The organism is Actinoplanes italicus (assembly GCF_003001815.1).
Classification (GTDB): domain Bacteria; phylum Actinomycetota; class Actinomycetes; order Mycobacteriales; family Micromonosporaceae; genus Actinoplanes; species Actinoplanes italicus.
Map to the genome: position 1 here is coordinate 1 of NZ_PVMZ01000001.1, position 25,525 is coordinate 25,525.

Genomic DNA, 25,525 nt, shown 5'->3' on the forward strand with positions numbered 1-25,525 from the left:
GAATCCTAGACCTGTCCGAAGACAAGCCCGGGTATTGCCATAATTGGCACTGGCTTATCAAGCACCCTGTTGAGTTCTCAAAGAACAACCGCACATCGAAGTCCAGCCCGTTGAGGCTTCATCGAGGCAACCGCTCAATAGTACCCGGTCGTTTTCGCCGCCCAGAGTTGACCCTCTGTCAGCAACGCCCGAATGTTCCCCGCTGTGCGGGAAGTGGGCCCTAGCAGAACCGGCCTACGATCGCTTTTCCGATCTAACCGCCCGGCTCCCTGCTGGCTTGACCACCCTACCCGGTCGGCTTCGCAACCGCAAATCCAATTTCTTGGATCTTTTTGTCGCACCGCCCGGCGTCGATCTCAAGCATAGCTCGCTGCCGACCGCCCTCGTGCCACCTTGCGGAATGTCACTTTCGTGCCGCTCCGTGCCGGTTTCCCTCGGGCAGAGAGAAAGTTACGCGACCCATGCGCCGGACCGCAAATCGACGTCCATGCCCGTCGGCGCGGGCCGAGCGTCCACATGACGGTGGCGCGCCATGACAGAGTGGTGTCATGGCCACTCCCCCGGCACTGGCGGCCGACGCGGTCCTAGGCCTGCTCGTTCCACTCTGGCAGTGGGCGATCGGGCTACTTGTGCTGGTCACAGTGGTGGTGTCGGCGCGCAAACTGCTGATGCGCGGCCCTTCGAGGATGGGCGGCGCCCTCCTTCTGGCCGGCGGCGCGGTGCTCGTTCTGACCGCGATCAGCTACATCATGGAGAGTTTGTGACGCCGGATACATTCCGTTCACCGGGCTGAGCCACCAGGGTCCACAGCGGTTGATGACAGCCCGTTCCAAAGGTCATCCGGGCAGTTCAGAGCTGGCTGGCTCGGACACCTCGGGCCCATCTCTCGGCTCCAGCGAATCGCTCAGGGTCTGGCCCACGCCGCTATTGAGTGGTGGCGGTGACCGGATTCGACCACAGCCGTGTCCGCTCCGCGGCGATCTCGACCGCACCGGACCCCGCGAACGACGGCGTGAGGTTCAGAGGCGGCGATTGGCGAGACTGGGTACCTCGGTGCGGATCTTGTCGAGGCGGTCCAGGTCGAGGTCGGCGAAGGTGACGCCGACGGTGTCGGGTGCCTGGGAGACGACCGTCCCCCACGGGTCGACGATCATGCTTCGGCCGAAACACGTCCGGCCCGGTTCGTGGTCACCGATCTGGCCCGCGGCGAGGACGTAGCACTGGTTCTCGATCGCCCTGGCACGCAGCAAGACCTCCCAGTGGTCCCTACCGGTGTGGAGCATGAAGGCCGCGGGGACTACGAGGATCTTGGCGCCGGCGATCGCCAGCTGCCGGTACAGCTCTGGGAACCGCAGGTCGTAGCAGATGCTCAGACCGGTGGGTACGCCGTCGACGTCGGCCACCACGGTCTGCCCGCCGGGTGCCACGGTGCGGGACTCCTGGTACGAGACACGGCCGGCGATCTCCACGTCGTACAGATGGATCTTGCGATAGATCGCGGCCCGGCTGCCGTCCGGCGTGAAGATCAGCGAGGTGTTGTACGTGCGGGCGGGGTCCGGGCCGGTCTCGTGGAAGGAACCGGCGTGCACCCAGAGGCCGAGTTCCCTGGCCGCCGACGCGAAGAACTCCGCGAACTCACCGTCGGCCGACTCCGGTTTCGGGGCGTCGGCAGAACGGCCGAGGAAGTCCACGTACTCCGGCAGGACCGCGAACTTCGCGCCGCCGGCGGCAGCACGCTCGAGCAGATCACGGGCGACGGTCAGATTGTGGGCACGGTCTTCACGTGAGTTCAGCTGGCAGACGGCGACACGCATGAGTCGAGCGTACGGCCATCGGCGTGGTTCGGAGCGGTCGTGGCCTCCAGACCGTCAGACGCTCGGAAACAGCACTGCCGCCACCCTCGGGAGGGGCGACGGCAGCGTGACGAACAGGAAGCCGGTCAGGCCGACTTCTCCTCGCGGTCCGGACGGCGACGACGGCCGACGAACTCGCGCGGCACGATCGTCGGGATCACGTTCTCCACGACGACCTCGCGGGTGATCACGACACGGGCGGCGTCGGGGTTGCTGGGCACCTCGAACATCACGTTCTGGAGGACTTCCTCCATGATCGCCCGGAGTCCTCGAGCACCCGTACCGCGAAGCATGGCCTGATCGGCGATGGCTTCCAGTGCGCCCTCGTCGAACTCCAGCTCCACGCCGTCGAGTTCGAAGAGACGCTGGTACTGCTTCACATACGCGTTCCGCGGCTCGGTGAGGATCTTGATGAGAGCATCACGGTCGAGGTTGCGGACGGTCGTGATGACCGGGAGCCGGCCGATGAACTCGGGGATCAGGCCGAATTTGAGCATGTCCTCCGGCATCACCTTGCTGAAGATGTCGTCGGTGTTCCGCTCGGAGATCGACCGGAGCCGGGCGCCGAAGCCCACGCCGCTCTGGCCCACCCGCTGTTCGATGATCCGATCCAGGCCCGCGAAGGCGCCGCCCACGATGAACAGCACATTCGTGGTGTCGATCTGGATGAACTCCTGGTGCGGGTGCTTGCGGCCGCCCTGCGGCGGAACGTTCGCGACCGTACCCTCAAGGATCTTGAGCAGAGCCTGCTGGACGCCCTCGCCGGAGACGTCGCGGGTGATCGACGGGTTTTCGCTCTTACGAGCGATCTTGTCGACCTCGTCGATGTAGATGATGCCCTGCTCGGCGCGCTTGACGTCATAGTCGGCGGCCTGGATCAGCTTGAGCAGGATGTTCTCGACGTCCTCACCGACGTAACCGGCCTCGGTGAGTGCGGTGGCGTCCGCGATCGCGAACGGCACGTTGAGCATGCGGGCCAGGGTCTGGGCCAGGTGCGTCTTGCCGCAGCCCGTGGGGCCGATGAGCATGATGTTGGACTTGGCCACCTCGACGTCGCTACCCCCGCCGGGTGCGCCGTTCGACTCGGCCTGAATCCGCTTGTAGTGGTTGTAGACCGCGACGGAGAGTGCTCTCTTCGCCTGCTCCTGACCAACGACGTAGTTGTCCAGGAACTGGCAGATCTCCATCGGTTTGGGAAGTTCTTCCCACTTCACCTCGCCGGTCTCGGCCAGCTCTTCTTCGATGATCTCGTTGCAGAGGTCGATGCACTCGTCGCAGATGTAGACCCCAGGGCCCGCGATGAGCTTCTTGACCTGCTTCTGCGACTTCCCACAGAAGGAGCATTTGAGTAGGTCGCCACCGTCACCGATCCGTGCCACCTACGGTCTCCCTGCATTCAATGGCCGGCTGCCGACCGAACCTTGCGCGAGGACGGATTGCCTCGTTGCCATCTATCGTCCGCCGACCCGCGTAACTGAGGCTGCAGACTCGACGTTACCCGCAAAGGGGCTGTTCTCCGACCCCCCAAAACGGGCGTGTCAGGGGTCGGCCAGTCTAGCGCCCACCGGCCGGCCCCCTGACACCCAGGCTCAGCTTCAGACTCCGGCGGTCTGCAGGCTCTTCTTGCGGGTCGCCAGGACGACGTCGACCAGGCCGTACTCCTTGGCCTCGTCCGCCGTCATGATCTTGTCGCGGTCGATGTCCTTACGGACCTGCTCGACCGGCTTGGAGGAGTGGTGCGAAATCAGCTCCTCCAGCTGGGTCCGCATCCGCATGATCTCGCGGGCCTGGATCTCGATGTCCGAACCCTGGCCATACCCACCCTCGGTGGCCGGCTGGTGGATGATGATCCGCGAGTGCGGCAGCGCCATCCGCTTGCCGGGGGTGCCGCCGGCGAGCAGCACCGCTGCCGCGCTGGCCGCCTGACCGAGGCAGACCGTGCTGATGTCGGGACGGACGTACTGCATGGTGTCGTAGATCGCCGTCATCGCGGTGAAGGAGCCGCCGGGCGAGTTGATGTACATCAGGATGTCGCGGTCCGGGTCGGTGCTCTCCAGCGTCAGCAGCTGAGCCATCACGTCGTTGGCCGACGCGTCGTCCACCTGGACGCCGAGGAAGATGATCCGGTCCTCGAACATCTTGTTGTACGGGTTGGACTCCTTGATGCCCCACGAGGTGCGCTCGGAGAACGAGGGCAGCACGTAGCGGTTGTGCACCGGAGCGAACCCGGGAGGCATGGAAAGGTCGGTCATGGTTCAGCTCCTCAGTTCAGCGTTCCGGCACCGTCCGGGACCTGCGTGGCCCCGGTGATCACCTTGTCGATGAAGCCATAGTCCTTGGCCTCCTCGGCCGTGAACCAGCGGTCACGGTCGAAGTCGGCGGCGATCTGCTCCTGGGTCTGGCCCGTGTGGAACGCGATCCGCTCCTGGAACATGCGCTTGGTGTAGAGCATCTGCTCCGCCTGGATGGCGATGTCGGCGGCGGTGCCACCCATGCCACCCGACGGCTGATGCATCATGATGCGGGCGTGCGGCAGGGCGAAACGCTTGCCCGGCGTCCCGGCGCAGAGCAGGAACTGCCCCATCGAGGCAGCCATGCCCATCGCGACGGTCTGCACGTCGTTGTCGATGAACTGCATCGTGTCGTAGATGGCCATACCCGAGTAGACAGAGCCACCCGGCGAGTTGATCCACAGGTGGATGTCGGCTTCCGGGTCCTCGGCGGAGAGCAGCAGCAGCTGCGCGCAGATGCGGTTGGCGCTCGCGTCGGTCACCTCGCTGCCGAGGAAGATGATTCGCTCGCGCAGCAGGCGGTTGAAGACCGAGTCGTCGAGGTTGCCACTCAGGGTGTCACCGCCGCCGCGCCGCGACACGGGCCCGGTGGGGATGTGGAGATCGGTCATGGCAGCCCTTCACAGCTTGCTGTGTCGGCCGGGATCCGGCCGGCAGGTTGTCCGTCGTACGACCAACCTAACTGGTCGGATGCGCATCAGCTTCCCGCTCGGGCAGCTGTTCGCTGACAGCGCATCGCGTGGCCGTACCCCCGTAAAACACACCGGCCACCGCGCACCGTGAGCGGTGCGCGGTGGCCGGGTCAGGCAGACCTGAAGATCAGTGGTTGTGGCCCGCGTGGTCGTCCTCGGAACGCAGGTCGTCGAGCGAGAGGACGTTGCCCTCGGTGTCCTTCATCGTGACCCGCTCCATGACGGAGGCCAGCGCCTTGCCCCGGCGCACGTCGCCGAAGACGGCGGCCGCGGCACCCGAGCGGACCAGCTGGTCGTAGTACTGCTGGGGCTGCATCTGGGCACGCTGGGCACGGTGCACGATCTCGTGACCGAACTCGTCGTCGGTGACCTGGACGTCCTCGGCGTCGGCGACGGTGTCGAGCAGCAGCTGGATCCGGACGCCCTCCTGAGCGGCCTCGGTCAGCTCCTGGTCGATCTGCTCCTCGGTCTTCTCCTCAGAGGCCAGGTAGTCGGCCAGGGTCGCGCCGATCCGCTCGAGCTGGTCGGTCATGGCCTGCTTGCGGCCCTCGACCTCGTCCTTGACGACACCCTCGGGCGCCGGGATGTTCGCCGCCTCGACGAGCTGCTTGAGCGCCTCGTCACGGGCCGCGTAGATCTGCTCGACCTTCTTCACCCGGGTGACGCGGGTGCGCAGGTCCTCGCGCAGCTCCTCCAGGGTGTCGAACTCGCTCGCCAGCTGGGCGAACTCGTCGTCGACCTCGGGCAGCTGCTTGTCCTTGACCGTCTTCACGACGACCTTCACCTCGGCGTCACGGCCGGCGAAGTCGCCGCCCACGAGCTGGGTGGTGAACTCGGCCTCGTCACCGGCGGACAGGCCGACGAGCACCTCGTCGAGGCCCGGAAGCAGCTGCTTGCTGCCGACCTCGTGGGAGATGTTGGTGGCCGAGCCACCCGGCACGTCCTCGCCGTCGACGGTCGCGTTCAGGTCGAGCTGAACGTAGTCACCCTCTGCAGCGGCACGCTCGACGGTCTTCAGGGTGGCGAAGCGCTCACGCAGGCCGTTGATCTGCTCGTCGATCTCGCTGTCGCCGATCTCGACGGCTGGAACCTCGACACTGATCCCGTCGAGGTCCGGGATGGTGATCTCCGGGCGGACGTCGACTTCGGCCGTGAACTTCAGCGGCGCGTTGTCGGCGAACTCGGTGATCTCCACCTCGGGACGGCCGAGAGTCTTGACGTCGTGCTCCTGGACCGCGGCGAGGATCTGCTGCGGGATCGCCTCCTGGACGGCCTCGTTCAGCACGGCGCCACGGCCGACACGCTGGTCGATCACCGCCGCCGGAACCTTGCCCTTGCGGAAGCCCGGCACCTGGACCTGCGCGCCGATCTCCCGGTACGCCTTCTGCAGGCTCGGCTTGAGCTCCTCGAACGGCACCTCGATGGCGAGCTTCACCCGGGTCGGGCTCAGAGTCTCGACGGTGCTCTTCACAGGCGTACTCCTTGTTGCTGCGGATGTTGGTGTCAGTCGGGGTGGCGGGATTTGAACCCACGGCCCCTCGCTCCCAAAGCGAGTGCGCTACCAAGCTGCGCCACACCCCGTGGCGTCGGCCAGTGTATGCGGTCCGCTTGCCTGCGTGTGCGCTGGAGTCACCTGCTGGGGAATCCGGTTCGCGCGGACGGGAGTTGATTCAGTAAGCTGTGCACGAGCCCCGAGCTTCTCGGGGGTCATGCGGGCGTAGCTCAATGGTAGAGCCTCAGTCTTCCAAACTGATTACGCGAGTTCGATTCTCGTCGCCCGCTCCAACACGAAGGCCCAGGTCAGCGGTGGTTTCGCTGGTCTGGGCCTTCGTCATTCACCCGCCCGGATGATCTTGCGTGCCATTACGTGTCGAACCTCGGGCTCCGGTCGCGCTTGGCCGCCTTGCCGGTGCCGGGTGCGGTGTCTGTCGGCTTGCTGCGCTTCGCTCGCTTGCCGCCCGCGGCCTTCGCCGGCTTGCTGGCCGGATCCTTCACCGGCTTCCCGGCCTTCGTGCCCTTGGTGATCCGCTTGTCCATGCTCTCGGCGATCTCGCGGTCTCGTTCGCTCGTCGCGTGCTGGTAGATCAAAGCCGCCCGCATGCTGGCGTGGCCCATCCGGTGCATCAGCTCCCGCGTGCTGGCACCGTCGCCGCTGCGATGTTGTTGCCGGTGTGCCGGAGGTCATGGAAGTGGAATCCCGCTGGCATCCCCGCGTCCGCCAGCGCCTTCGCCCACTTCACCGCCCGCCGGAAGTTGCCGGTTCACAAGGGCATGTCCTTGTCGCCGGTGAAGATCAGCGCGTCCGGGTGCGCGCCGGTGAACTTCCCCAAGTGACTGATCAGGGCCTTGCGGGCAACTGCCGGAAGAGCAACGACCCGGATTCCTGCCGCCGACTTCGGCGGGCCGAACTCCAGGCCCGACTTCAAAGCCGCCAACTTCCGGGGTACGCGTACGGTCCCGGCCGCCAAGTCGACGTCGCACCGCCGCAGTGCGGCCAGTTCGCCCCAGCGGAGGCCGGAGAACGCAGCGACCGTGATCAACGCCACGTATCGGGGCGGCATTTGCTCGGCGAGCGCGAGGACCTGGGCGACGCTGGCGACGCGTCGAGGACCAGAAAAGCATAACCAGAATCGACGAGAGACCTGTAGCCCCTAGCATCAAGTGTTGAGCAAGCCCAGAACGGCCAGCGTATCCCCACAGCGCAATTCCGGGTCTAGAACGGGCCAGCCCTTCAAATGCGAAGAGAATAACAGCCGTCACCAGTTCTAGGATCGAACCCTCAACCTGCCATAGCAGCCCAAGAAGATTCCTGGTGTCCGCTACATTTTGAAAGACCTTGAGTGGCGGTAAAGAATTCTTGAAGACAGGCGTCCAGGTCTCGAGTGTAGCGATTGATGCAACAGCAATGGGAACAAAGAGTGGCATAACGTAGGGGAAGCCCCAAAGCCGCCCATACTTTTTGCCCGAGACGACGCCGAACGGAACCTTCACTGGTGTCATGCCGTACCTGACGCAGTTGGCGAGAGGCACGCCAACGAAGGGACCGTTGACGCCGGTACATCATTCGGGCGTGAGCCAGCCAGCGCTTCTTTGGCCTTACCTTAAACGCCTGCATTCAGCCCGTACCTTGAATGGGGTGAAGAGGTGACCCTTGTAAAGATCATCACTACGAGCTTTTTAGACGACGAAACAGCTTAGGCAAAACTCTAAACTGCCGATTTGATCTCTACTAGATCAAGGCGCCGCGCGAGCGCGGCGCGGCCGGACGCGCTCGGCCTGCTGGCGGCCTCCGGCCGGCATCGGCCGGCGCACCGGCCAACGTGAGACAGGGTGGCCAAGGGCAACGCTCTACCACTACTGGCTCTGGTCCGCCTCTTCGAGCTTCCGCACGATGGCCCCAGCTCGCTGTGCCTCAGTGTCTCGGTCCTTCTGGTCCATGGCCGTGTATCGCTCGCTGTATTCGTTCATGGCAGGCGCTACCGCCTCGGTGTAAACCGATGACGCCATCGCCTCCCGCAGTGAGAGCCGACCGCCGAGGACATCGCTTGCCAGGTCGCGGAGGCGCTCGTCATCGGCCTCACGTTGGAGATGGATCAGTAGCTGTTCGACGAGTTGCTGTTCGCCCCGCGATCGTCCTTGGTAGCTCATTTCGCCGTCCCTGGGTGCTCGTATGGCGCCGGAAGCCGGTCCGCGAGTGCATCAACATCGGTTGCGGCGCTCTGGATCAGCCCCATGCTGCCGTTCGCCAGAGCCTGAGCCGTCGCGATGATCTTTCTTGCACGGCTGGTCAGCTCGGTGACCTTCCAGGCCTCGTACGCCGCGATTCCCCAACCGGTAACGAACCCCACGCCTGTCTCGATCGTCGCGGTGCCGACGGAAGCGCCCAGTGCCCCGATCATCGCGCTGTCCATCAGGTCCTTCAGAACACCTGAGACAGCCTCCTGCAATCGGTAGGTGCCCTCCGCGGCTTCCTCATAGGCGGCAGCGAGGCGGACGAGCGGCCCGTACATCTCACTGAGCGTGCTGCCGAGCGTGGTGAAGTACACGTAGGCGGCATCCGCGGCGTTGCCGTCCCAGTCGCCGTCCAATTCGAGATTGCCCTGGGCGACGTTGACCCCTATACCTTGCAACGCACCGGCGAGGCTCCGGAAGGCCCCGGCCGAGGTCCAAACGGCTTCCCAGTCGCCGGTGAACGCCATGGCCGCGTCGCCGAAGATGTCGTAGCCGGTCGTGACCTTCACGAACTCGTTGACGATGTGCGTCGGGCTGAGCCAGTCGAGCCCGACCCCGATGTTGCTGAACGGCTGCCCGAGGATCGACTCACTGTGGCCGGCCGGACTGACCAGGTCTCCCAGCGGATCCGCGAAATCGCTGTACGGCATCAGATCACCCCGGCGATCGGCCGCTGTACCTCCGGATACGTCCCGTCGATCTCTGCGGCGGCCCGCTGATCCGTGTCCCGATATACCTTCACGGCGGTGTTGAGGCTCTGCTGCGATGTCTCAAGGACTGCCACTGCCTTGGTCAGCATGGCGGTGATCCGTTCCCGGACACCTATGTGCTCGTAGGTAAGCGGATTAATGATTCCTCCGGAGACCATGTCGATCACCGGAACCCACTGGTCGACATAGCTCCGGCAGGCTTGGGCGTCCCCGGAGGCCCGGCCCAGGAGATCGCTATAGCCGGTGAGACCAGGTGGATGAACCCGCAACTCAGACATCGACTTCTCCCCGCAGTCGTCAGGTGATCAGTGAATGGATGCCGTACAGCACGGCATCGCCGAGCAGGACCAGGCCGCCGGCGATCGCCAACCGTCGAGACGAGGCACGCGGGTCGCGGGCAGCCATGCTCAGCACCGCGAACACGATGCAGACGAGGTTGATCGGTGCCGCGGCGATGACCGGCGCCCAGGCACCACCGTCGTCGCCGTCCGAAGCCACGAGGGCCATACCGCCCACCGGCACAGCCGCGAAGAAGATCAAGGCCAGCCCTGCATACCAGCGCATCTGTTCGGTCGGGTCGTCCAGGCTCACGGTTCCTCCGGCAGCAATAGCAGTCGCAAGGGTGTATCCACCTCGGGCGATGTTCGGTTCATCACTGTCCGACTTGCGATAACTTGCCGGGTCGACGCCATACCAAGGAAGTCGTGCCATCGACGGGCTCCGCCGGTCGAGCCTTCGAGCGTCGACGCAGTTGAACGGGCCGGGTAAATGGGCGCTCAGGGTCTGCGGTGGGTCGCGCTCAAGTTGCTGCCACGCCGCTCCGCAGCTTGCCACCGATTCGGGTGGTCGCTTTCAGCGGGACGTTGCCGTGATGATCGAGCGCTGCGGAACGTGCCAGCGGCGTGCCATTTCGCCGTGCCGCGGTAGGGCTCCAGCGGTCATGATCAGGTAGTCGGACAGGGCCTCTGAGCAGGCAATCCGGGCGGATCATGACAACGGGTAGTGACCTTCCAAACTGATTCGCGAGTTCGATTCTCGTCACCCGCTCCACTGCGAAGGCCCAGGTCAGAGGCGGTGACGCCGACCTGGGCCTTCGTGTTTCACCCGCTTGGATGATCTTGTGTGTCATCGGATATCGCGGCGAGACCACGATCACGTTCGCCGCCGTCGGGCCGGTCATCTGTCGGCTTGCTGCGGTTCGCTCCGCCAGGCACGATCTCGAAGCCGCCGACATCCTGGGTAGGTACACCGCCTCGGCCGCCGGATCGATGTCGCACCGGCGGAGCGTGGCCAGCTCGTCCCACCGGAGGTCGGCGAAGGCAGCGACGGTGATCAACGCCACCTATCGGGGCGGCACCTGCTCGGCGAGCGCAAGAACCCGGGCGACGGTGGCGATCCGGGGGCTGGTGCCAATCGTGACCCGGGATCCGGCACGGCCTCTGCTTCAAGCGAGATTCCAGGTCTGGGGCGGGACCGTGAGCTATGGAGGAGGACCTGATAACAGCGGGATTCCATAGCTGGGTTAAGAACGCGGCCTGATCCAGTGCCCGGGAGAGCGGTGTTACGGGAAGCGGTGTTGTGAGGGCCGTGGTGCGGCGGTGGGGTCACACCTAGCGGCTGCGAGCGACCCTGCCGTCGCGATGGCGACGGCAAACGTCCACGGACCCGCACTGTGGGAGCTCGCTGTCTCTCCCTACGACGTCGGGAGCATACGCAAGCCTGGGCGTGTGCTCCACGGCTTGCGGGCGGCCGGCGGCACACGGAACCCGCCCGTCGTGGTCGTTCATCGGCCCGGGGCTACTCGGGCTGAGGGCGGCGGGCGGAGGGCGGCGGGCGGGTGGCAAGGCGGAGGGCTGAGGGCACCGCCATCGCACCGGCACGACTACCGCGCCCGGTGGTCGGCAAAGTGTCGGAGACGTCGACCTCGAAAGGTGTCTGAATTTCCTCGCGGACGGCCGTGTTCGGGATCGCCTGAAGCAGGTTCCTCGATGCCGTTCGTTCGGCTGGTGGCATCGTCGAGGCCGCCGCCGCAACGGCTTGCCACCTGGCAATGGTGCCCACCAGGCTGCCTGTAGCGACTTGGCGTGATCGAGTTCGAGGTCGAAGCATGGGTCGGAACTGATCGCGCCCGGCTCGGTGGAGCGTTCGTCCGGGCGCGGTCAGGTCGGCTGTGCCACGGAGCGGGAACGGCGGCGGCGTCCGATCAGGTAGCCGGCTCCGCCGAGGAGCAGGAGCGCGCCGTCGGCTCCGGCCACGATCCCGGTGCTGGAGCCTGTCACGGGCAGCCCACCGTCGTCGCCGTTTCCGGTGTCCTCGCCGTCGGGGGTGGCCGGACCGGCGGAGGCGGTGGCCGTGGCGCTGGGAGAGGCCCTCGAGATGGCACTGGGTGAGGCTGAGGACTGCGACACGCAGTCGGAGCTCGCGTGCGGCGTACAGGCCCGAGTTGAGGTAGGTCAGGGACGCGTCGATGGTTCCGTTGTCGAGTGTCTGCTGCGCGGCCTTGTGCACGTAAATGGTTGGTGATCTAGCGCGGGCGAGCTTGATGATGCCGGGTCATGACGGGGATTCCGGCGCCTGAGGTTCGAATCGATGCCGGCTGCCTTCGTGGTGGCTGGGAGGACGGCCTCGCGGTCTTCCGTGGGATTCCCTACGCCCGGCCGCCGGTCGGGGCTCTGCGGTTCGCGGCTCCTGAGCCGATGACGGGATGGGACGGCGTACGCGACGCGCTGACTTTCGGGCCGGCCGCGCCGCAGAGTGGCGTGCTCGGTGATTCAGGTGGTGGCGGCGATGACTGGCTGACGGTCAACGTGTGGTCGCCCGAGCCCGGAGCGGGTGCGGGCCTGCCGGTCATGGTGTGGATCTACGGCGGCGGCTATGCGTTCGGTTCGGCGGATCGGCCCGAGTACGACGGTGGCCGGCTCGCGAAGGACGGTCCGGTCGTGGTCGTGACATTCAACTATCGGCTCGGGGTGGAAGGGTTCGCCTGGATCGACGGGACGCCGGCCAACCGGGGGCTCCTCGATCAGGTCGCGGCTCTGGAATGGGTACGGGACAACATCGCGGCCTTCGGCGGTGATCCGGGACGGGTGACCGTTTTCGGGGAGTCGGCCGGGGGTGGTTCGGTGGCGGCGTTGCTGGCCATGCCGCGGGCCGCCGGACTGTTCCGCCGGGCGATCGCGCAGAGCGTACCCAGTCCGTTCTTTTCTTCTGATCTTGCCGTTGACGTCGGTGCCGCCATCGCGGGTGAGCTGGGTGCCCGGGCCACCGTCGCCGAGCTGTCCGAGGTGGAACCGGCGTTGCTGTGTGCCGCGGGGGACTCGCTGTTCGCCGGGATCGGTGGGCGGGGTGAGCGGTGGGGGCGGGCCGCTCACGGGTCGATCCTGTTCGCTCCGGTGATCGACGGGGACGTTCTGCCGGTCACGCCCTGGGCGGCTCTGGCCGCGGGTTCGGGGCGCGGCGTCGATCTGATGGCGGGGCACACGCGGGACGAGCAGCGGCTGTTCACGTTCATGGCCGGTGAGCTCGGGCAGATCACTCCGGCGCGGGCCGCAGAGGCGGAGGCGGTCTTCGCTCCACGGGCCTACGGTATTCCGGATGCGGGGCCGGATCTGCTGCACGAGCTGGTCCGCTCCGACTGGCTGTTTCGCATGCCGTCGCTTCACCTTGCCGAGGCGCAGGTCACGGGCGGTGGGCGGGTCCATCTCTATGAGCTGGCGTGGACCGCGCCGGGAATGGGTGGTGTGCTCGGCGCCTGCCATGGGCTGGACGTGCCGCTGATCTTCGGGAATCTGACCGCGGGGCAGCCCGCCATGCTTCTCGGGCAGCCGCCGACCGCCGAGACGGTGGCATTGTCGGCGGAGATGCGGTCCGCGTGGACCCGGTTCGCGGTCAACGGCGAACCGGGCTGGGCCGCCTATGACGTGGAGCGGCGTCTCACGCGGGTCTTCGACGATGGTCCGGCCGTCATGCCGTACCCGGAAGAGGTCTCTCGTGCTCTTTGGTCCGGGCATTCCTTCGATGCGTTGCCGCTGCTGGGTGCGTGAGGAGATCAGTCGTCGGTGCGGTTGGACCGCACGTGGTCGCGGATCTTCTGGAAATTGGTCGTGGTGTTCCACGGGGAACGGGTGATCCAGTCCTCACCGATCACGTCGAAAAGGCTGCCGGCCGCATTGTGCTGGCCACCGAGGCCCAGCGTGAAAGCGAAGTTGTTCCACACGTACGGCGTCAGGAGGGTTTCCTTGTAATCGTCGTGGAAGGCCGACAGCTGGGAGGCGTTCCAGATGTCGTCGACCACGTCGTCCCGCAGAAGGTATTGATGCATGTCGGTGCCGCCCTTGCCGCGGCCGTATTCGATGTGGGCGAGGGCCACCAGCACCGGGATGTGGGTGCCGGGGCAGGCGGCGGCGCGGGTGCGGGCGAAGTCGAACATCTCCTCGTCGCTGCCGCTCCACTTGCGCATCAGGCCGTCGAGCATCTGCGTGTGGCCGTAGTAGTGGGTGGGGTCGGCCTCGATCAGCCGGTTGAAACGGCGCCAGCGTTCCTCTTTGGGCAGCTGGCGGGCCCGTCCGAGAGTGATCAGGTATTCCCAGGCCTCGGCGTCGGCGGGGGTTCGCTCGACGACCTCGTCGAGGCAGTCCTCGGCCTGGCGGAGGCGCTGGAACCAGACCTTCCAGGCGTCCTCGCTGACCGTGCTGGATCCGCCCTCGCCGCGGGCTTCCCACGCCCAGTAGACGAGGCGGGCGCCGCGGATCAGGAGCGGCAGGGTCGAGCCGGGTTCGTCACGGATCGGGCCGTTGATCCACTCCTCGACGCCGGCGGTCTCGGCGGCGACGCCCACGTAGTAGGAGCGCTCCTCTCCTCCGGCGGCGGTGAGGATCTCGCGGGACGTCTCCCAGTCCCTCTTCAGCAGCGCCGCCTCCAGGCGTTCCGCTTCCGGATCGCCCAGGTAGCTGCAGAACTCGGGTGCGTCGGGGGCGGCTTCCTGCCGCTTCTTGAATGGCCACACGGGCGGTGAGCCTAAGGCTCGCGACGCCCGGCCGGAAGATCAACGGACGCGTGGAAGGCGCTCTCCTGCGCGAGGCGGCGCAGGGCGCTGATCGCCTGGTCCATCAGGACGGTGCCGAGCACGATCCGCTCGACCAGTTCCGCACGCTGTTCCCGTGGCGGCAGACCGGTGACCTCCGCCACTGCCAGGGGTTCGAGGGCGTCGGCGTACGGGTCGAGCAGGTGAGCGATGTCCGCTCCGGTCGCGGCCGGCGGGGCGGCCACGTCATTGCCGACGGGGCCGGTCAGCCGGCCGAGTGCGGACAACACGGCGGCCAGGTCACGCCGGGCCGGTGAATCCGGCGCGATCGACCAGCCACGCGCTCGCAGGTAGTCGTCCACCACGGGCAGTGCCTCGTCGCCGTCCGCGTGACCGGTCGGCCGGGAGATCGCGGCATGGGCGGCGGCCGCGATGTCGGCCGGGGACAGGGCCGGGTCGTCGACGGCGGCCAGCAGCTGCTGGACCTGCTCGACAGAGAGGCGGCCGACCTCCAGGAGCGCCCGGATCAGGCGGATCCGGTGCAGGTGACGTTCGTCGTAGACGGCCTGGTTGCGGGCGGTCGACTCGCCGCGCGGGATCAGGCCGATGCGGATGTACCACTTCACCGTGGCGCTGGTCACGCCCGCTCGCCTAGTCAGCTCCCCCATGCGCATGCCACCATCCTAGACATGGATAGTGGATAGCCCTACTATCCAAAACAACTTCAGGAGAGGTGGGTACGGAGAATGCTGCTGATCGGAGCCACCGGAGGCACCGGGCGAGAGGTCGTCCGTCAGGCGCTCGAGCAGGGGGAACGGGTCACCGTGCTGATCAGGCGGGAGAGCGATCGGGCGACCCTGCCCACGGAGGTCGACGCCGTGATCGGAGACGTCACCGATCCGGCGTCACTGGAAGCCGCCCTCGCCGGCCAGGACGTCGTCGTGTCAGCACTCGGCGTCCGGCGAGGTCAGGCGGCCGGAACCGTGCGGTCGTCGGGCACTGCCAACCTGGTCGCCGCGATGGCCGTCACGGGTACCCGGCGGCTGCTGGCCGTGTCCTCGATCGGGGTTGGCTCGAGCGTCACCGCACAGACCCGGCCCGCGCGGCTGCTCTGGCCGCGTCTGGCCGGTCCCGGCCGCATCCCGGAGGCGTCCCGGGCCGAGGACGCGATCGTGGCGTCGCCGCTGGAGTGGACGATCATCCGGGCGCCCCGGCTGGTCGACGGGCCACCGAGCGGGCGTCTCGCACTCGGTGAGTCGCTGCGTCTGCCTCTCGGTGCGCAGCTGCGCCGGGCGGACCTCGCACGGGCGCTGCTGGACAGCGTCCGCGACTACGCGGCGATCGGCCGGACGACGACCGCGGTCACCCTCAGTCCTTCCGCTCGCGGGTGGTCTGCCGGCACTTGAGGAAGTAGTCCATGTCGTCCCAGGGCGAGTTCATGATCCAGTCGTCCCCGATCGACTCGAACATGCTCCACGCGCCGTTGTACTGGTCACCGACGTACAACGCGTAGGCGAAGTTGTTCCACAGGATCGGCGTCAGCAGTGTCGACGCGTAGTCGTCGTGCCAGACCGACATCCGCGCGGCGTCCCAGATCTCGTCGGTGACCTCATCCTGCTCAAGGTAGGTGTGATCCACCGTGGGCAGCTTGTTCTCGGGGTCCTGGAGCCGGTTCACCTCATTGAGGCGCCGCAGATGGGCCAGAACGACGAGGACCGGAAGATGGGTGCCGGGCCGGGCGCGTGCACGGGTGCGAGCGAAGTCGAACATCGCCTCGTTGCTGCCGCCCCAGGCCGGGCTCAGGCAGAACAGCATCTCCTCGTGGCCGCCCCAGTGCTCCGGCGCGATCTCGATCAGCCGCTCGAACCGCCGCCAGCGTTCCACCTGGGGCATCCGCAGGGCTCGGCTGACCTCCAGTTTGAACGCCCACGCGTCGGCGTTGGCCGGGTCGAGCGCCAGCGCCTGATCCAGGAGCTCGTCCGCCTGGCGGAACCGTGCGGTCCAGGCGGCCCGCTCCTGCTCGGTGCCCGCGTCCGGCGCGTCGGGGCGCGTACCGGCCCCGGGAAGGTCCCACGCCCAGATCACCATGTGGGCCGCCTTGATCAGCAGCGGCAGGGCCGATTCCGGCTCCTCGCGAATCGGGCCGCTGATCCACTTCTCGATTCCCGAGGTGGCGGCCGCGGTGCGCACGTAGAACTCGCGGTGCTCCGGATCGGGCGTCGACAGGATCGCCCGGGCGGTGTCCCAGTCGCGTTTGCGCAGCACGAAGTGCAGCCGCTCCGCGCCGGGGTCACCGAGGTAGTAGCAGAACTCGGGAGCGTCGTCCTCGTCGGCGGCGGACCGCCTGGTGCTGAATGGCCACACGGCGGGAGCGTAGCCGTTCATGATCAGCCGCCGCCGAAGGCCTCGGCCAGCAGAGCGCGGCGTTCGGGTGGGCAGTCCGGGCCGCGGACGCTGTGCCGACCCAGGCACACGAGCGCGCCGGCCCTCTCCACCCACTCGACGGAGCCCCACATCCGGTTACCCGGTGTGAGCAGTTCGCGGGCGAGCTTCCGCCGGTTGCGCCGGACGCCGACAGCGGTCAGCGCGGCCGACACCCTGCCCCCGGCGTCGGCCGGGCGGTCGTCGGCGCCCAGCATGGGCAGGAGGAGCAGCAGCGCCCGCGGCCGGTCGGCGAAGGTCTCCAACTCGCTCCAGGACAGGGCCGGCCCACGGAAGTGGCCCTCCAGCGTGACGACCTCGATCAGGTCGTCCGTGCCGGCCGGCTGGAGCAGGTAGTCCAGTCCCAGATCGTCCTCGTGGTTGCGGAAGAGGATGTGCAGGCGGTGGCCGCTGTGCAGGTCAACTGTCAGATGGGGCCAGCAGTCGGTGTCGTGCAGCGCTTCGGCGTACTGCTCGACGTCGGCCGGGTCGGCGTCGAACGACAGCGGTGCCGTCCAGGCGGACGCGGCCACCAGCAGGTAGGCCGGCCAGAACTCGGGGTCGGCGGTCCAGCCGTCGGCGTCGGTGAGCACCTCCGGGTCGGGCGGCGGATCGAAGAGACCGGCCAGGTGGGCACGCAGCGGCATGCCGCGATTCTTCCACCGGCTTGACAGGTGACCAAATGGTCACATAACTTGGAGTCATGACAGACGACGATCGGGTGTTCAAGGCATTGGCCGACCCGAGCCGTCGATTCCTGCTCGACCTGCTGTTCGCGCGTGACGGCCGCACGCTCACCGAGCTGGAGTCGGAGCTGGAGATGACCCGGTTCGGGGTCGCCAAGCATCTGCGCGTGCTCGAGGAGGCGGGTCTCGTCGTCGTGCGCCGCTCCGGACGCGAGAAATTGCACTACCTCAACAGTGTGCCGATCCGGCAGATCCACGACCGGTGGATCGACAAGTTCACCGAGCAGCACATCACCGCACTGATCGATCTCAAGCGAACGCTGGAGGAAGAGTCATGAGCGACACCCAGGTCTTCCGCATCTGGATCAAGGCACCGGCCGACAAGGTCTGGCAGGCCATCACCGACCCCGAGTGGAACCAGCAGTACGCCTACGCCGCGCCCCAGTTCTTCGAGCTGAAGAAGGGCGGCCGGTTCTACTCGACGGCCAACCAGGGGATGAAGGACTACGCGGCCGCCAACGGGTTCGACATGCCCGAGATCATCCTCGATGGCGAGGTGCTGGAGGCCGAGCCGCCGCGCCGGCTCGTGCAGACCTGGCGGATGCTGATGGACCCGACCACCGGCGCCGAGCCGTTCACGACGCTGACCTGGGACATCGAGGAGGCGGGCGCCGGGGTTCAGCGGGTCACCATCACCCACGAGACGCCGGGCGCCCCAGCCACCGCCGCGATGATCCGCGGCAACGAGGAGGCCGGCGCCGAGGGTGGTGGCGGCTGGGCCTGGGTGCTCAGCGACCTCAAGTCCCTGCTGGAGACCGGCAAGATCATGGCCGGCGCCTGATCCGCGCCGGGGCCGGCCCCTCCGGTTGTGTCCGGGGCCGGCCCCTCCGGTTGTGTCCGGGGCCGGCCCGTGCAGGTGCGTCCGGGGCCAGCCCGTGCCGCACCAGCACGGGCTGGCAGACTTGCCGCGTGAGCGACGGGGAGTTGGAGACGTACAGCCTCGTCGAGCTCGCCGTCGACCGCCTGAAGCGAGACATCCTAAGCGGACGGACCGATCCTGGTGAGCGACTGGTCGAGGAGCAGCTGACCCGCCGTCTGGGGATCAGCCGGGCGCCACTGCGCGAGGCGATGCGGCTGCTCGCGGAGCAGGGTCTCGTCGAGCACATCCCGCGGCGGGGTGCGCGGGTCGCCACACTGTCCGACGACGACGTGCGCGAGCTGTATGAGGTTCGCGACGTCCTGGAGCGCCACGCGGTGACCACCACTCCCCCGGGACGCGACCTGAGCCGGCTGCGGTCCGCCCTCGAGTCAATCCGTAAGGCGACCGAGGCCGACGACCGGCTGGAGCTGGCCAACGCGCACCGGCGGTTCCATGTCGAGGTGGTGGCGCTCAGCGGAAACCGGCAGCTCACCGGGCTGTATGAGTCGATCCTGGTGCGGATTCAGCTCTACATGGCGGTGAACATGCGGCGTGAGGCCGAGACCGCGCGGGCGCTGGACGGGGTGCTGCGGCACGAGCGGCTGTTCGAGGCGGCGGAGCACGGTGACGCCGACGCTCTGCTGGAGGCTCTCGGCGGGCACGGCGCCCGCACCTACTTGAACTGACGGGGTTCGGCTGGCTTTCGCTCCGTCGGGCCACGCTCCGCCGGGATTCGCTCCGCCGGGCCACGCTCCGCCGGGATTCGCTCCGCCGGGCCACGCTCCGCCGGGGCTCGCTCGGCTGGCCACGCTCTGACAGGCCACGCTCCGCCGGGGCTCGCTCGGCTGGTCGGGCGGGTGTCCGGCGGGTGGGTTTCACTGGCGTCACATGATGGCGGTTAGCGGTGGGAAATCGGGGCGTTACACAACGCGGTCCTGAGTGAAACAGAATTGTCGACAATCGACGATGTGGAGGCACACGAGAACGTCGATCAAGCGCTCGCCGCGCCGGCGCCGGACGGGGTCTGGATCAGCCGGTTCACGGCGGCGGAGCTGCATGCTCGCGCCGACGCGGTCGATCCGGAGCTGCCACTGGCCGGGGTGACCTTCGCGGTCAAGGACAACATCGACGTTGCGGGGCTGCCGACCACTGCCGGATGCCCGGACTTCGCCTACCTGCCGGAACGCAACGCGCCGGTCGTGCAGCGCCTGATCGACGCCGGTGCGATCGTCGTCGGCAAGACGAACCTGGACCAGTTCGCCACGGGGCTGACCGGGGCGCGGTCGCCGTACGGGGCACCGGAGAGCGTCTTCGGTGGCGGGCTGATCTCGGGCGGGTCCAGTTCGGGGTCGGCGGTCGCGGTCGCCAACGGGTCGGTGGCCTTCTCGCTCGGCACCGACACTGCCGGGTCGGGGCGGGTGCCGGCGGCGCTCAACGGCATCGTCGGGATCAAGCCGACCCGGGGGCTGCTCAGCACGCTCGGGGTGGTTCCGGCGTGCCGGTCTCTGGACTGCGTCTCCGTCTTCGCCCGCGAGATGTCCCTGGCCGAGTCGGTGATGCGTGTCGCGCGTGGCCGCGTGCCGGATGACCCGTGGGCACGGGACGCCCCGCAAGCCGTGGAGGCGCAGCAAACCCGGCAGGGCTGGGAGGCCCGGCAAACCCGGGAAGTGCGGCAAACCCCGGAAGGCTGGGAGGCCCGGCAAGCCGGGGAGAGCCAGCCAGGACAGAAGGCACGGGTCGGGGTCGCGGAAGGTCTCGACTTCTTCGGGGACAGCGGGCAGGAGAAGGCTTACGCGCGGTTCGCCGGGGACACCACCGTGGACATCGGGCCGTTGCTCGAGGCCGGGGACCTGCTCTATCGCGGGCCCTGGGTAGCCGAGCGCCTCGCCGATCTCGGGGATTTCCTGGCCGCACACCCGGAGTCGGTCCTGCCGGTCACGCGCCGGGTTCTGGAGACCGGGTCCGGGTTCAGCGCGGCTGACGCGTTCCGGGGGCGGCATCGCCTGCGGGAGCTGCGTGCGGCGGCGGACCGGATGTGGGAACGGATCGATGTGCTGGTCCTGCCGACCATCGGCACGACGTTCACACATGCCGAGATCGCCGCGGATCCGATCGGGCGCAATCTGATTCTCGGGCGGTACACCCAGTTCGCGAATCTGCTGGACATGGCCGCGGTGACGATCCCGAACGGGTTCACCGAGGACGGCCGTCCGGCGTCGCTGACGCTGTTCGGACCGGCGTTCAGTGACGACTCACTGATGACGCTGGCCCGGTCTCTCTACCCCGAGCCCGAGAGTGCGGCCGGGCACACGCTGCGGGGCCGCGTACTCGGCGGCGCAGGCCCGGGCGGGACCGGGACCGGGCCGGGCGCCACGGGGCCGGGCGCAACCAGACCGACCCGGACCGGAGCGGACGGGACCGAAGCGGACAGGACCGGAGCAGGCGGGACCGGAGCAGGCGGGACCGGAGCGGACGGGATCGAGCCGGATGCGGCGGGCATGACCGTCGCTGTCGTGGGGCTGCATCTCAGTGGCGAGCCCCGCAACGGTGAGCTGCTCGAACGCGGCGCAACGCTGGTCGGGGCCGGCCGGACCGCGCCCGTCTACCGGATGTACGAGCTGCCGTCGGGCGCCCCGGGGCTGGTCCGCGTCGACGAGGGCGGCGCCACCGTCGAGATCGAACTGTGGCGACTGCCGGCCGAGGCCGTCGGCGGCTTCCTCACGGGCATCCCGGCGCCGCTGTCGCTGGGACGGCTCCTGCTGGAGGACGGCGCCGAGGTCACCGGCTTTCTGTGTGAGGCGTACGCGGTGCGCGGCGCCCGTGACATCACCGCCAGTGGCGGCTGGCGGAAGCACCGCCATCGGTCACCGGCAGAACCGCCAGCGGCGGCCGGCGGAACCACCGCCATCGGTCACCGGCAGAACCGCCAGCGGCGGCTGGCGGAACCACCGCCTGAAGGGAACTGAATCATGACCGCACGTATCGGGCCTGTGCAGGCCGACCCGTACGCCTGGCCCTACGACGGCTCGGTCCCGGTGGACCGGACCGCTCTGCTCTGCATCGACTGGCAGACCGACTTCTGCGGGCCGGGCGGCTACGTCGACGCGATGGGTTACGACATCGAGCTGACCCGCGCCGGGCTGCCGGCCACCGCGAAACTGCTCTCGCACGTCCGTGAGCTGGGCATGCTCGTCATCCACACCCGCGAGGGGCATGACCCGGACCTGTCCGACCTGCCGGCCAACAAGCGCTGGCGGTCGAAGCGGATCGGGGCGGAGATCGGCGGTCAGGGGCCGTGCGGACGGATCCTGATCAAGGGCGAGCCGGGCTGGGAGATCGTCCCCGAGGTCGCGCCGGCGCCTGGTGAAGTCGTGATCGACAAGCCGGGCAAAGGCGCGTTCTATGCCACGAATCTTGACCTCGTTCTGCGTACCCACGGCATCACGCATTTGATCCTGACCGGAATCACCACGGATGTCTGCGTGCACACGACCATGCGCGAGGCCAACGACCGCGGCTACGAGTGCCTGATCCTCAGCGACTGCACGGGGGCCACCGATCCGTCCAACCACACCGCCGCCCTGCACATGGTCACCATGCAGGGCGGTGTCTTCGGCTGCGTCGCCACCTCCGACGACGTGATAGCGGCACTGGGAGCATGAATGCCTTCTGTCGACGCGAAACCCGGCCCTTTCGAATTCGATCTGGACACCACCGCGCTGCTGGTCATCGACATGCAGCGGGACTTTCTTCTGCCCGGCGGCTTCGGTGAGTCGCTCGGCAACGACGTGTCACAGCTGCGGCGGACGATCGAGCCGCTCGAGAAGCTCCTGGCAGCCTGGCGTGCCACCACCATGCCCATCATCCACACTCGCGAGGGGCATTTGCCTGATCTGTCGGATTGCCCACCGGCGAAGCTCAAGCGCGGGCCGATGATCGGGCAAGAGGGCAACTTCGGCCGCATTCTCGTCCGCGGCGAATACGGCCACGACATCATCGACGAACTGAAGCCGGGTGAGGGCGAACCGGTGGTCGACAAGCCCGGCAAGGGCGCGTTCTATGCCACCGATCTGCACAAGATCCTCGACAACGACGGCATCAAGTCCCTGGTCGTCACGGGGGTCACGACTGAGGTGTGCGTGCACACCACGGTCCGTGAGGCGAACGACCGCGGCTACGAGTGCCTGGTCCTGGCCGACTGCGTCGGCTCCTACTTCCCCGAGTTCCAGCAGATCGGCCTCGAGATGATCGCCGCGCAGGGCGGCATCTTCGGCTGGGTCGCCGAGTCCCCCGCTCTGATCGAGGAGATCGCCCGATGAAACTCGCCTACTGGGTCCGGGGCGACACCAACGCCTTCTTCGGGTTCGGTGTCAACGTCCTGGTCAACGTGCTCACCCTGACCGGCCTGTGCCTCGGCGTGATCGGCTTGCCCGCCGGCAACGTCTTCGGCGTGATCCTCCCGGCGCTGGGCATCGCGCTGGTGGCCGGCAACGTCTACTACACCTACCTGGCCCGGCGGCTGGCCGCCAGGGAGAACCGCTCCGACGTGACGGCGCTGCCGTACGGCCCGAGCGTCCCGCACATGTTCATCGTGATCTTCGTGATCATGCTGCCGATCTACCTGACCACGAAGGATCCGATCGCCGCGTGGACCGCCGGTATCGCGTGGGCGTTCATCATCGGTGTGATCGTGCTGATCGGCGCGTTCGTCGGCCCGTACATCAGGAAGTACACGCCGCGGGCCGCGCTGCTCGGCACCCTGGCCGGCATCTCGATCACGTTCATCTCGATGAACCCGGCCGGCAACATGTGGAACTACGCGTGGATCGCGCTGCCGGTCTTCGGCCTGCTGCTGATCGGCTTGCTCACCGACGTGAAGCTGCCGTTCAACTTCCCGATCGGGCTGGCCGCGCTGCTCGTCGGCACGGCGATCGGCTGGATCGGCGGCGCCATGTCGGTGCCGGACGTGCAGAGCGCCGCGAAGGACATCGCGTTCGCGTTCCCGCACCTCAAGTTCGACCTGCTCATCGACGGGCTGAAGGACATGGCGCCGCTGCTGGCGACCGCGATCCCGCTCGGCGTCTACAACTTCACCGAGGCGATGACCAACGTGGAGAGCGCCGCGACCGCCGGTGACCGGTACAACCTGCGCAGCGTGCTGCTGGCCGACGGCGCGGGAGCGGTGATCGGCTCGTGTCTCGGGTCGCCGTTCCCGCCGGCCGTCTACGTCGGGCACCCCGGGTGGAAGGCCGCGGGTGGCCGTACCGGATATTCGATGGCCACCGGCATCGTGATCGCCCTCCTCTGCTTCTTCGGGTTGTTCGGGCTGCTCGGCGCGATCTTCCCGACCGCGGCAATCGTGCCGATCCTGCTCTACATCGGCCTGCTGATCGGCGCGCAGGCGTTCCAGGCGACACCGAAGGCGCATGCCGCCGCCGTGGTGGCCGCGCTCATCCCGAACATCGCCTCCTGGGCGACCGGCCTCATGGACAACTCGCTGGCCGCAGCCGGTACGACAGCCGCACAGGTCGGCAACGAGGCGCTGGCCGGGGCCGGAGTGGTCTACGACGGCCTCAAGACGCTCGGTCAGGGCGCCATCCTGGCCGGTCTGGTGCTCGGCGCGATCGTGGCGTTCATCATCGACAAACGGTTCTGGCACGCCGCGATCTTCTCGGCCAGCGGTGCCGTGCTCACCTTCATCGGCCTGATCCACGCCGAGAAGGTGCAGTTCAACGCGGACGGGCCGGTGTCACTCGGCTACCTCTTCCTCACGGTGGTCTGCGTGCTGTTCGCGTTGGGCAAGCCCACGCCGCGAGAGCCCGAGCCCGAGGAGGCGTCCCTCGAAGAGCCCGCCCCGGTGGCCTGAGTGGAACGCGACCTTCCCGACGTGATCGCCGAGGTCACCACCGCGTTCGAGGCCTACGAGCGGGCACTGGTCGACGACGACGTCGACGCGATCATCGGCTTCTTCGCACCCGAGGCGATTCGCTTCGGCATCGCCGACCAGCAGGCCGGCATCGAGGAACAACGCAGGTGGAGGGAGATGCAGGGCGGTCTGCCGCCGGGTCGCCGGCTCAAGGACACGACCATTCGCGGGTACGGCCGGAGCAGCGCCGTGGTGACGACGCTCTTCGGTTACCCCGGCACGGATGTGCTGGGTCGCCAGTCGCAGACGTGGATCAGGCTGCCCGAGGGTTGGCGCATAGTTCACGCCCACGTCTCCGAGCCCGCGGCTCAGCCCACGTAACGCCGGGCCGCGGAACGCCGCTGCGCCTCGTCCAGCCGGCCCAGCCGGGCCTCCACCACGGCCGGGCGGGGCCGGCGGTCGACCAGCAGCCAGCCCAGACCACGGACCGCGTCGACCGCACCGAGCAGCGAGGTGCGGTCCCGCGGGACGGTCCGGGCCAGGAACATCGTGCGTCGTACGGCCGGGCCGAGCGGCCGGCGCAGCCAGGTGAACCAGAGCGTGTTGCGCAGCCCGACCCGCCGCCGGTGGGTGCTGTCGCGCACCTTCGAAGCCCGGTGGTGGACGGTCAGGTCGTCCAGGTAGCACAGTTCCCAGCCGGCCGCGATCAGGTCGGTGGCCAGCAACTCCTCCTCGCCGCCGAGCCACAGTCGCTCGCTGAAGCCACCGGCCGCCTCGAACGCGTCCCGGCGTACCACCGAGGCGCCGGCCAGGAAACTGCCCAGCGCCGGTCCCGGCAGCCAGTCCGGGGCCGGCACTGGAGACTCGCGCAACTCGGCCACGATCGGATCCTCGGCACCGGACGGCTCCACCACGATCCGGGCGTTGACCAGGGCCAGCCTCGGATGGGCGTCGAGGACGTCGGCGGCGCGGGCCAGGGAGCCGGGGGTCCACCAGGTGTCGTCGTCGCAGAAGGCCACGTACGGGGTGCGCGTACGGCGTACACCCAGATTGCGACCGACCGCCCCGAGGTTCTCGCCGAGGGCGACCACCTCGATGTCCGGGAACCGCGCCCGGACCGCGTCCGCCGTGCCGTCGGCCGAACCGTTGTCGACCAGCACCACGTGCGGCCGTTCCGGCAGTTCGCGCAACCGGCCGACGCAGTCCAGCGCCTCGTCGCGCCGCTGCCAGGTGATGACGACGACGCTCACTCGTGGGTCCCCCATGGCGGGCCGCATACCCGGAATCTGGTTATTCGCACGTCTCGCGGGAAAGCGTTTGGACATCCGATCC

Annotated in this window: 28 protein-coding genes and 2 tRNA genes; 12 read left to right on the forward strand and 18 right to left on the reverse strand. The window is 67.9% G+C overall.

The genetic code is table 11. The annotated features are described in order from the left end of the window. The first annotated feature begins 548 nt into the window (after positions 1–548). Positions 549–764 carry a hypothetical protein gene (locus CLV67_RS00005; protein WP_106315058.1) on the forward strand — a complete coding sequence of 72 codons (216 nt, stop codon included), beginning with the start codon at positions 549–551 and terminating at the stop codon, positions 762–764. A 255-nt stretch (positions 765–1,019) separates the two neighbouring features. On the opposite strand, the gene CLV67_RS00010 is transcribed toward CLV67_RS00005, so the two are convergent. From CLV67_RS00010 to CLV67_RS00035, 6 genes are all read right to left on the reverse strand, one after another. Beyond that, on the reverse strand, positions 1,020–1,814 hold the full coding sequence (locus CLV67_RS00010; RefSeq protein WP_106315059.1) for a carbon-nitrogen hydrolase family protein: 795 nt from the start codon (positions 1,812–1,814) through the stop codon (positions 1,020–1,022). A 125-nt stretch (positions 1,815–1,939) separates the two neighbouring features. Continuing rightward, positions 1,940–3,232, reverse strand: a complete 1,293-nt coding sequence (gene clpX, locus CLV67_RS00015) for an ATP-dependent Clp protease ATP-binding subunit ClpX (RefSeq protein WP_106315060.1) — start codon at positions 3,230–3,232, stop codon at positions 1,940–1,942. A gap of 216 nt (positions 3,233–3,448) precedes the next feature. Then, positions 3,449–4,105, reverse strand: coding sequence for an ATP-dependent Clp protease proteolytic subunit (locus CLV67_RS00020; protein WP_093620424.1), 657 nt, complete (start codon positions 4,103–4,105; stop codon positions 3,449–3,451). Positions 4,106–4,116: 11 nt separating this feature from the next. Beyond that, entirely contained in the window at positions 4,117–4,755 is a 639-nt protein-coding gene (locus CLV67_RS00025; RefSeq protein ID WP_093620423.1) for a ClpP family protease, read from the reverse strand. Positions 4,756–4,963: 208 nt separating this feature from the next. Then, positions 4,964–6,307, reverse strand: a complete 1,344-nt coding sequence (gene tig / locus CLV67_RS00030; protein WP_106315061.1) for a trigger factor — start codon at positions 6,305–6,307, stop codon at positions 4,964–4,966. A gap of 36 nt (positions 6,308–6,343) precedes the next feature. Beyond that, a tRNA-Pro gene (locus tag CLV67_RS00035) sits at positions 6,344–6,417 on the reverse strand. 130 nt (positions 6,418–6,547) lie between these two features. On the opposite strand from CLV67_RS00035, the gene CLV67_RS00040 reads away from it, so the two are divergent. Then, positions 6,548–6,621: transfer RNA gene (locus tag CLV67_RS00040), tRNA-Gly, on the forward strand. Positions 6,622–6,699: 78 nt separating this feature from the next. Here the strand turns inward: CLV67_RS00040 and CLV67_RS00045 are convergent. From CLV67_RS00045 to CLV67_RS00075, 7 genes are all read right to left on the reverse strand, one after another. After that, entirely contained in the window at positions 6,700–6,951 is a 252-nt protein-coding gene (locus CLV67_RS00045) for a hypothetical protein (protein WP_203736971.1), read from the reverse strand. A gap of 146 nt (positions 6,952–7,097) precedes the next feature. Further along, the gene (locus CLV67_RS51630; protein ID WP_170153704.1) at positions 7,098–7,376 is read right to left on the reverse strand and encodes a site-specific integrase; all 279 of its coding nucleotides are present in this window, start codon (positions 7,374–7,376) and stop codon (positions 7,098–7,100) included. Positions 7,377–8,190: 814 nt separating this feature from the next. After that, on the reverse strand, positions 8,191–8,484 hold the full coding sequence (locus CLV67_RS00055) for a hypothetical protein (RefSeq protein WP_106315063.1): 294 nt from the start codon (positions 8,482–8,484) through the stop codon (positions 8,191–8,193). Beyond that, positions 8,481–9,218, reverse strand: coding sequence for a hypothetical protein (locus CLV67_RS00060; protein WP_106315064.1), 738 nt, complete (start codon positions 9,216–9,218; stop codon positions 8,481–8,483). Before CLV67_RS00060 ends, CLV67_RS00055 begins: the two co-directional genes overlap by 4 nt. Next, positions 9,218–9,556: a WXG100 family type VII secretion target gene (locus tag CLV67_RS00065; RefSeq protein ID WP_106315065.1), complete on the reverse strand. Its 339-nt coding sequence runs from the start codon at positions 9,554–9,556 to the stop codon at positions 9,218–9,220. Before CLV67_RS00065 ends, CLV67_RS00060 begins: the two co-directional genes overlap by 1 nt. Positions 9,557–9,575: 19 nt before the next feature. After that, positions 9,576–9,989, reverse strand: a complete 414-nt coding sequence (locus tag CLV67_RS00070; protein ID WP_146168935.1) for a hypothetical protein — start codon at positions 9,987–9,989, stop codon at positions 9,576–9,578. Positions 9,990–11,437: 1,448 nt separating this feature from the next. Next, positions 11,438–11,686: an LPXTG cell wall anchor domain-containing protein gene (locus CLV67_RS00075; protein WP_106315067.1), complete on the reverse strand. Its 249-nt coding sequence runs from the start codon at positions 11,684–11,686 to the stop codon at positions 11,438–11,440. Positions 11,687–11,833: 147 nt separating this feature from the next. Between CLV67_RS00075 and CLV67_RS00080 the strand changes: the two genes are divergently transcribed. Further along, on the forward strand, positions 11,834–13,321 hold the full coding sequence (locus CLV67_RS00080) for a carboxylesterase/lipase family protein (RefSeq protein WP_106315068.1): 1,488 nt from the start codon (positions 11,834–11,836) through the stop codon (positions 13,319–13,321). A gap of 5 nt (positions 13,322–13,326) precedes the next feature. Here the strand turns inward: CLV67_RS00080 and CLV67_RS00085 are convergent, their stop codons facing one another. Further along, positions 13,327–14,283, reverse strand: coding sequence for a hypothetical protein (locus CLV67_RS00085; RefSeq protein ID WP_106315069.1), 957 nt, complete (start codon positions 14,281–14,283; stop codon positions 13,327–13,329). A gap of 11 nt (positions 14,284–14,294) precedes the next feature. Next, a complete protein-coding gene (locus CLV67_RS00090; protein ID WP_106315070.1) occupies positions 14,295–14,975 on the reverse strand; it encodes a MerR family transcriptional regulator in 681 nt (226 codons plus the stop codon). A gap of 72 nt (positions 14,976–15,047) precedes the next feature. Between CLV67_RS00090 and CLV67_RS00095 the strand changes: the two genes are divergently transcribed. Continuing rightward, the gene (locus CLV67_RS00095; RefSeq protein WP_106315071.1) at positions 15,048–15,707 is read left to right on the forward strand and encodes an NAD(P)-dependent oxidoreductase; all 660 of its coding nucleotides are present in this window, start codon (positions 15,048–15,050) and stop codon (positions 15,705–15,707) included. Here the strand turns inward: CLV67_RS00095 and CLV67_RS00100 are convergent. Both CLV67_RS00100 and CLV67_RS00105 read right to left on the reverse strand, forming a co-directional pair. After that, positions 15,670–16,665, reverse strand: a complete 996-nt coding sequence (locus CLV67_RS00100) for a tetratricopeptide repeat protein (RefSeq protein ID WP_146168936.1) — start codon at positions 16,663–16,665, stop codon at positions 15,670–15,672. The two genes, CLV67_RS00095 and CLV67_RS00100, sit on opposite strands and share 38 nt — an antisense overlap. 23 nt (positions 16,666–16,688) lie before the next feature. Beyond that, positions 16,689–17,369, reverse strand: a complete 681-nt coding sequence (locus CLV67_RS00105) for a hypothetical protein (protein WP_106315073.1) — start codon at positions 17,367–17,369, stop codon at positions 16,689–16,691. A 56-nt stretch (positions 17,370–17,425) separates the two neighbouring features. Here CLV67_RS00105 and CLV67_RS00110 point away from each other — a divergent pair, with 56 nt between their 5' ends. The 8 genes from CLV67_RS00110 (at position 17,426) to CLV67_RS00145 (ending at position 24,574) form a co-directional block, all read left to right on the forward strand. After that, on the forward strand, positions 17,426–17,746 hold the full coding sequence (locus tag CLV67_RS00110; RefSeq protein ID WP_106315074.1) for an ArsR/SmtB family transcription factor: 321 nt from the start codon (positions 17,426–17,428) through the stop codon (positions 17,744–17,746). After that, a complete protein-coding gene (locus tag CLV67_RS00115; RefSeq protein WP_106315075.1) occupies positions 17,743–18,249 on the forward strand; it encodes an SRPBCC domain-containing protein in 507 nt (168 codons plus the stop codon). The genes CLV67_RS00110 and CLV67_RS00115 overlap by 4 nt, the downstream gene beginning before the upstream one ends. Positions 18,250–18,377: 128 nt before the next feature. Then, entirely contained in the window at positions 18,378–19,013 is a 636-nt protein-coding gene (locus tag CLV67_RS00120; RefSeq protein ID WP_106315076.1) for a GntR family transcriptional regulator, read from the forward strand. A gap of 264 nt (positions 19,014–19,277) precedes the next feature. After that, positions 19,278–21,293 (forward strand): allophanate hydrolase, encoded by a 2,016-nt coding sequence (locus CLV67_RS00125; protein WP_307833857.1) that lies wholly within the window; start codon positions 19,278–19,280, stop codon positions 21,291–21,293. A gap of 3 nt (positions 21,294–21,296) precedes the next feature. After that, positions 21,297–21,989, forward strand: a complete 693-nt coding sequence (gene biuH / locus CLV67_RS00130) for a biuret amidohydrolase (protein ID WP_106315078.1) — start codon at positions 21,297–21,299, stop codon at positions 21,987–21,989. Further along, entirely contained in the window at positions 21,990–22,646 is a 657-nt protein-coding gene (locus CLV67_RS00135; RefSeq protein WP_106315079.1) for a cysteine hydrolase family protein, read from the forward strand. Next, entirely contained in the window at positions 22,643–24,193 is a 1,551-nt protein-coding gene (locus CLV67_RS00140; protein WP_106315080.1) for a SulP family inorganic anion transporter, read from the forward strand. Before CLV67_RS00135 ends, CLV67_RS00140 begins: the two co-directional genes overlap by 4 nt. Beyond that, complete coding sequence (locus tag CLV67_RS00145; protein ID WP_106315081.1) at positions 24,194–24,574, forward strand: AtzH-like domain-containing protein; 381 nt, start codon at positions 24,194–24,196, stop codon at positions 24,572–24,574. It begins immediately after the preceding gene. Here CLV67_RS00145 and CLV67_RS00150 read toward each other — a convergent pair. Beyond that, entirely contained in the window at positions 24,562–25,443 is an 882-nt protein-coding gene (locus tag CLV67_RS00150) for a glycosyltransferase family 2 protein (protein ID WP_239166171.1), read from the reverse strand. The genes CLV67_RS00145 and CLV67_RS00150 overlap by 13 nt on opposite strands. Positions 25,444–25,525 lie beyond the last annotated feature (82 nt).

Coding starts and splice junctions, on each gene's coding strand:
- CLV67_RS00005 (WP_106315058.1), top strand. CDS start 549: ATGGCCACTCCCCCGGCACTGGCGGCCGACGCGGTCCTAGGCCTGCTC.
- CLV67_RS00010 (WP_106315059.1), bottom strand. CDS start 1,814: ATGCGTGTCGCCGTCTGCCAGCTGAACTCACGTGAAGACCGTGCCCAC.
- CLV67_RS00020 (WP_093620424.1), bottom strand. CDS start 4,105: ATGACCGACCTTTCCATGCCTCCCGGGTTCGCTCCGGTGCACAACCGC.
- CLV67_RS00025 (WP_093620423.1), bottom strand. CDS start 4,755: ATGACCGATCTCCACATCCCCACCGGGCCCGTGTCGCGGCGCGGCGGC.
- CLV67_RS00045 (WP_203736971.1), bottom strand. CDS start 6,951: ATGGGCCACGCCAGCATGCGGGCGGCTTTGATCTACCAGCACGCGACG.
- CLV67_RS00055 (WP_106315063.1), bottom strand. CDS start 8,484: ATGAGCTACCAAGGACGATCGCGGGGCGAACAGCAACTCGTCGAACAG.
- CLV67_RS00060 (WP_106315064.1), bottom strand. CDS start 9,218: ATGCCGTACAGCGATTTCGCGGATCCGCTGGGAGACCTGGTCAGTCCG.
- CLV67_RS00065 (WP_106315065.1), bottom strand. CDS start 9,556: ATGTCTGAGTTGCGGGTTCATCCACCTGGTCTCACCGGCTATAGCGAT.
- CLV67_RS00070 (WP_146168935.1), bottom strand. CDS start 9,989: ATGGCACGACTTCCTTGGTATGGCGTCGACCCGGCAAGTTATCGCAAG.
- CLV67_RS00080 (WP_106315068.1), top strand. CDS start 11,834: ATGACGGGGATTCCGGCGCCTGAGGTTCGAATCGATGCCGGCTGCCTT.
- CLV67_RS00090 (WP_106315070.1), bottom strand. CDS start 14,975: ATGCGCATGGGGGAGCTGACTAGGCGAGCGGGCGTGACCAGCGCCACG.
- CLV67_RS00095 (WP_106315071.1), top strand. CDS start 15,048: ATGCTGCTGATCGGAGCCACCGGAGGCACCGGGCGAGAGGTCGTCCGT.
- CLV67_RS00105 (WP_106315073.1), bottom strand. CDS start 17,369: ATGCCGCTGCGTGCCCACCTGGCCGGTCTCTTCGATCCGCCGCCCGAC.
- CLV67_RS00110 (WP_106315074.1), top strand. CDS start 17,426: ATGACAGACGACGATCGGGTGTTCAAGGCATTGGCCGACCCGAGCCGT.
- CLV67_RS00115 (WP_106315075.1), top strand. CDS start 17,743: ATGAGCGACACCCAGGTCTTCCGCATCTGGATCAAGGCACCGGCCGAC.
- biuH (WP_106315078.1), top strand. CDS start 21,297: ATGACCGCACGTATCGGGCCTGTGCAGGCCGACCCGTACGCCTGGCCC.
- CLV67_RS00135 (WP_106315079.1), top strand. CDS start 21,990: ATGCCTTCTGTCGACGCGAAACCCGGCCCTTTCGAATTCGATCTGGAC.
- CLV67_RS00140 (WP_106315080.1), top strand. CDS start 22,643: ATGAAACTCGCCTACTGGGTCCGGGGCGACACCAACGCCTTCTTCGGG.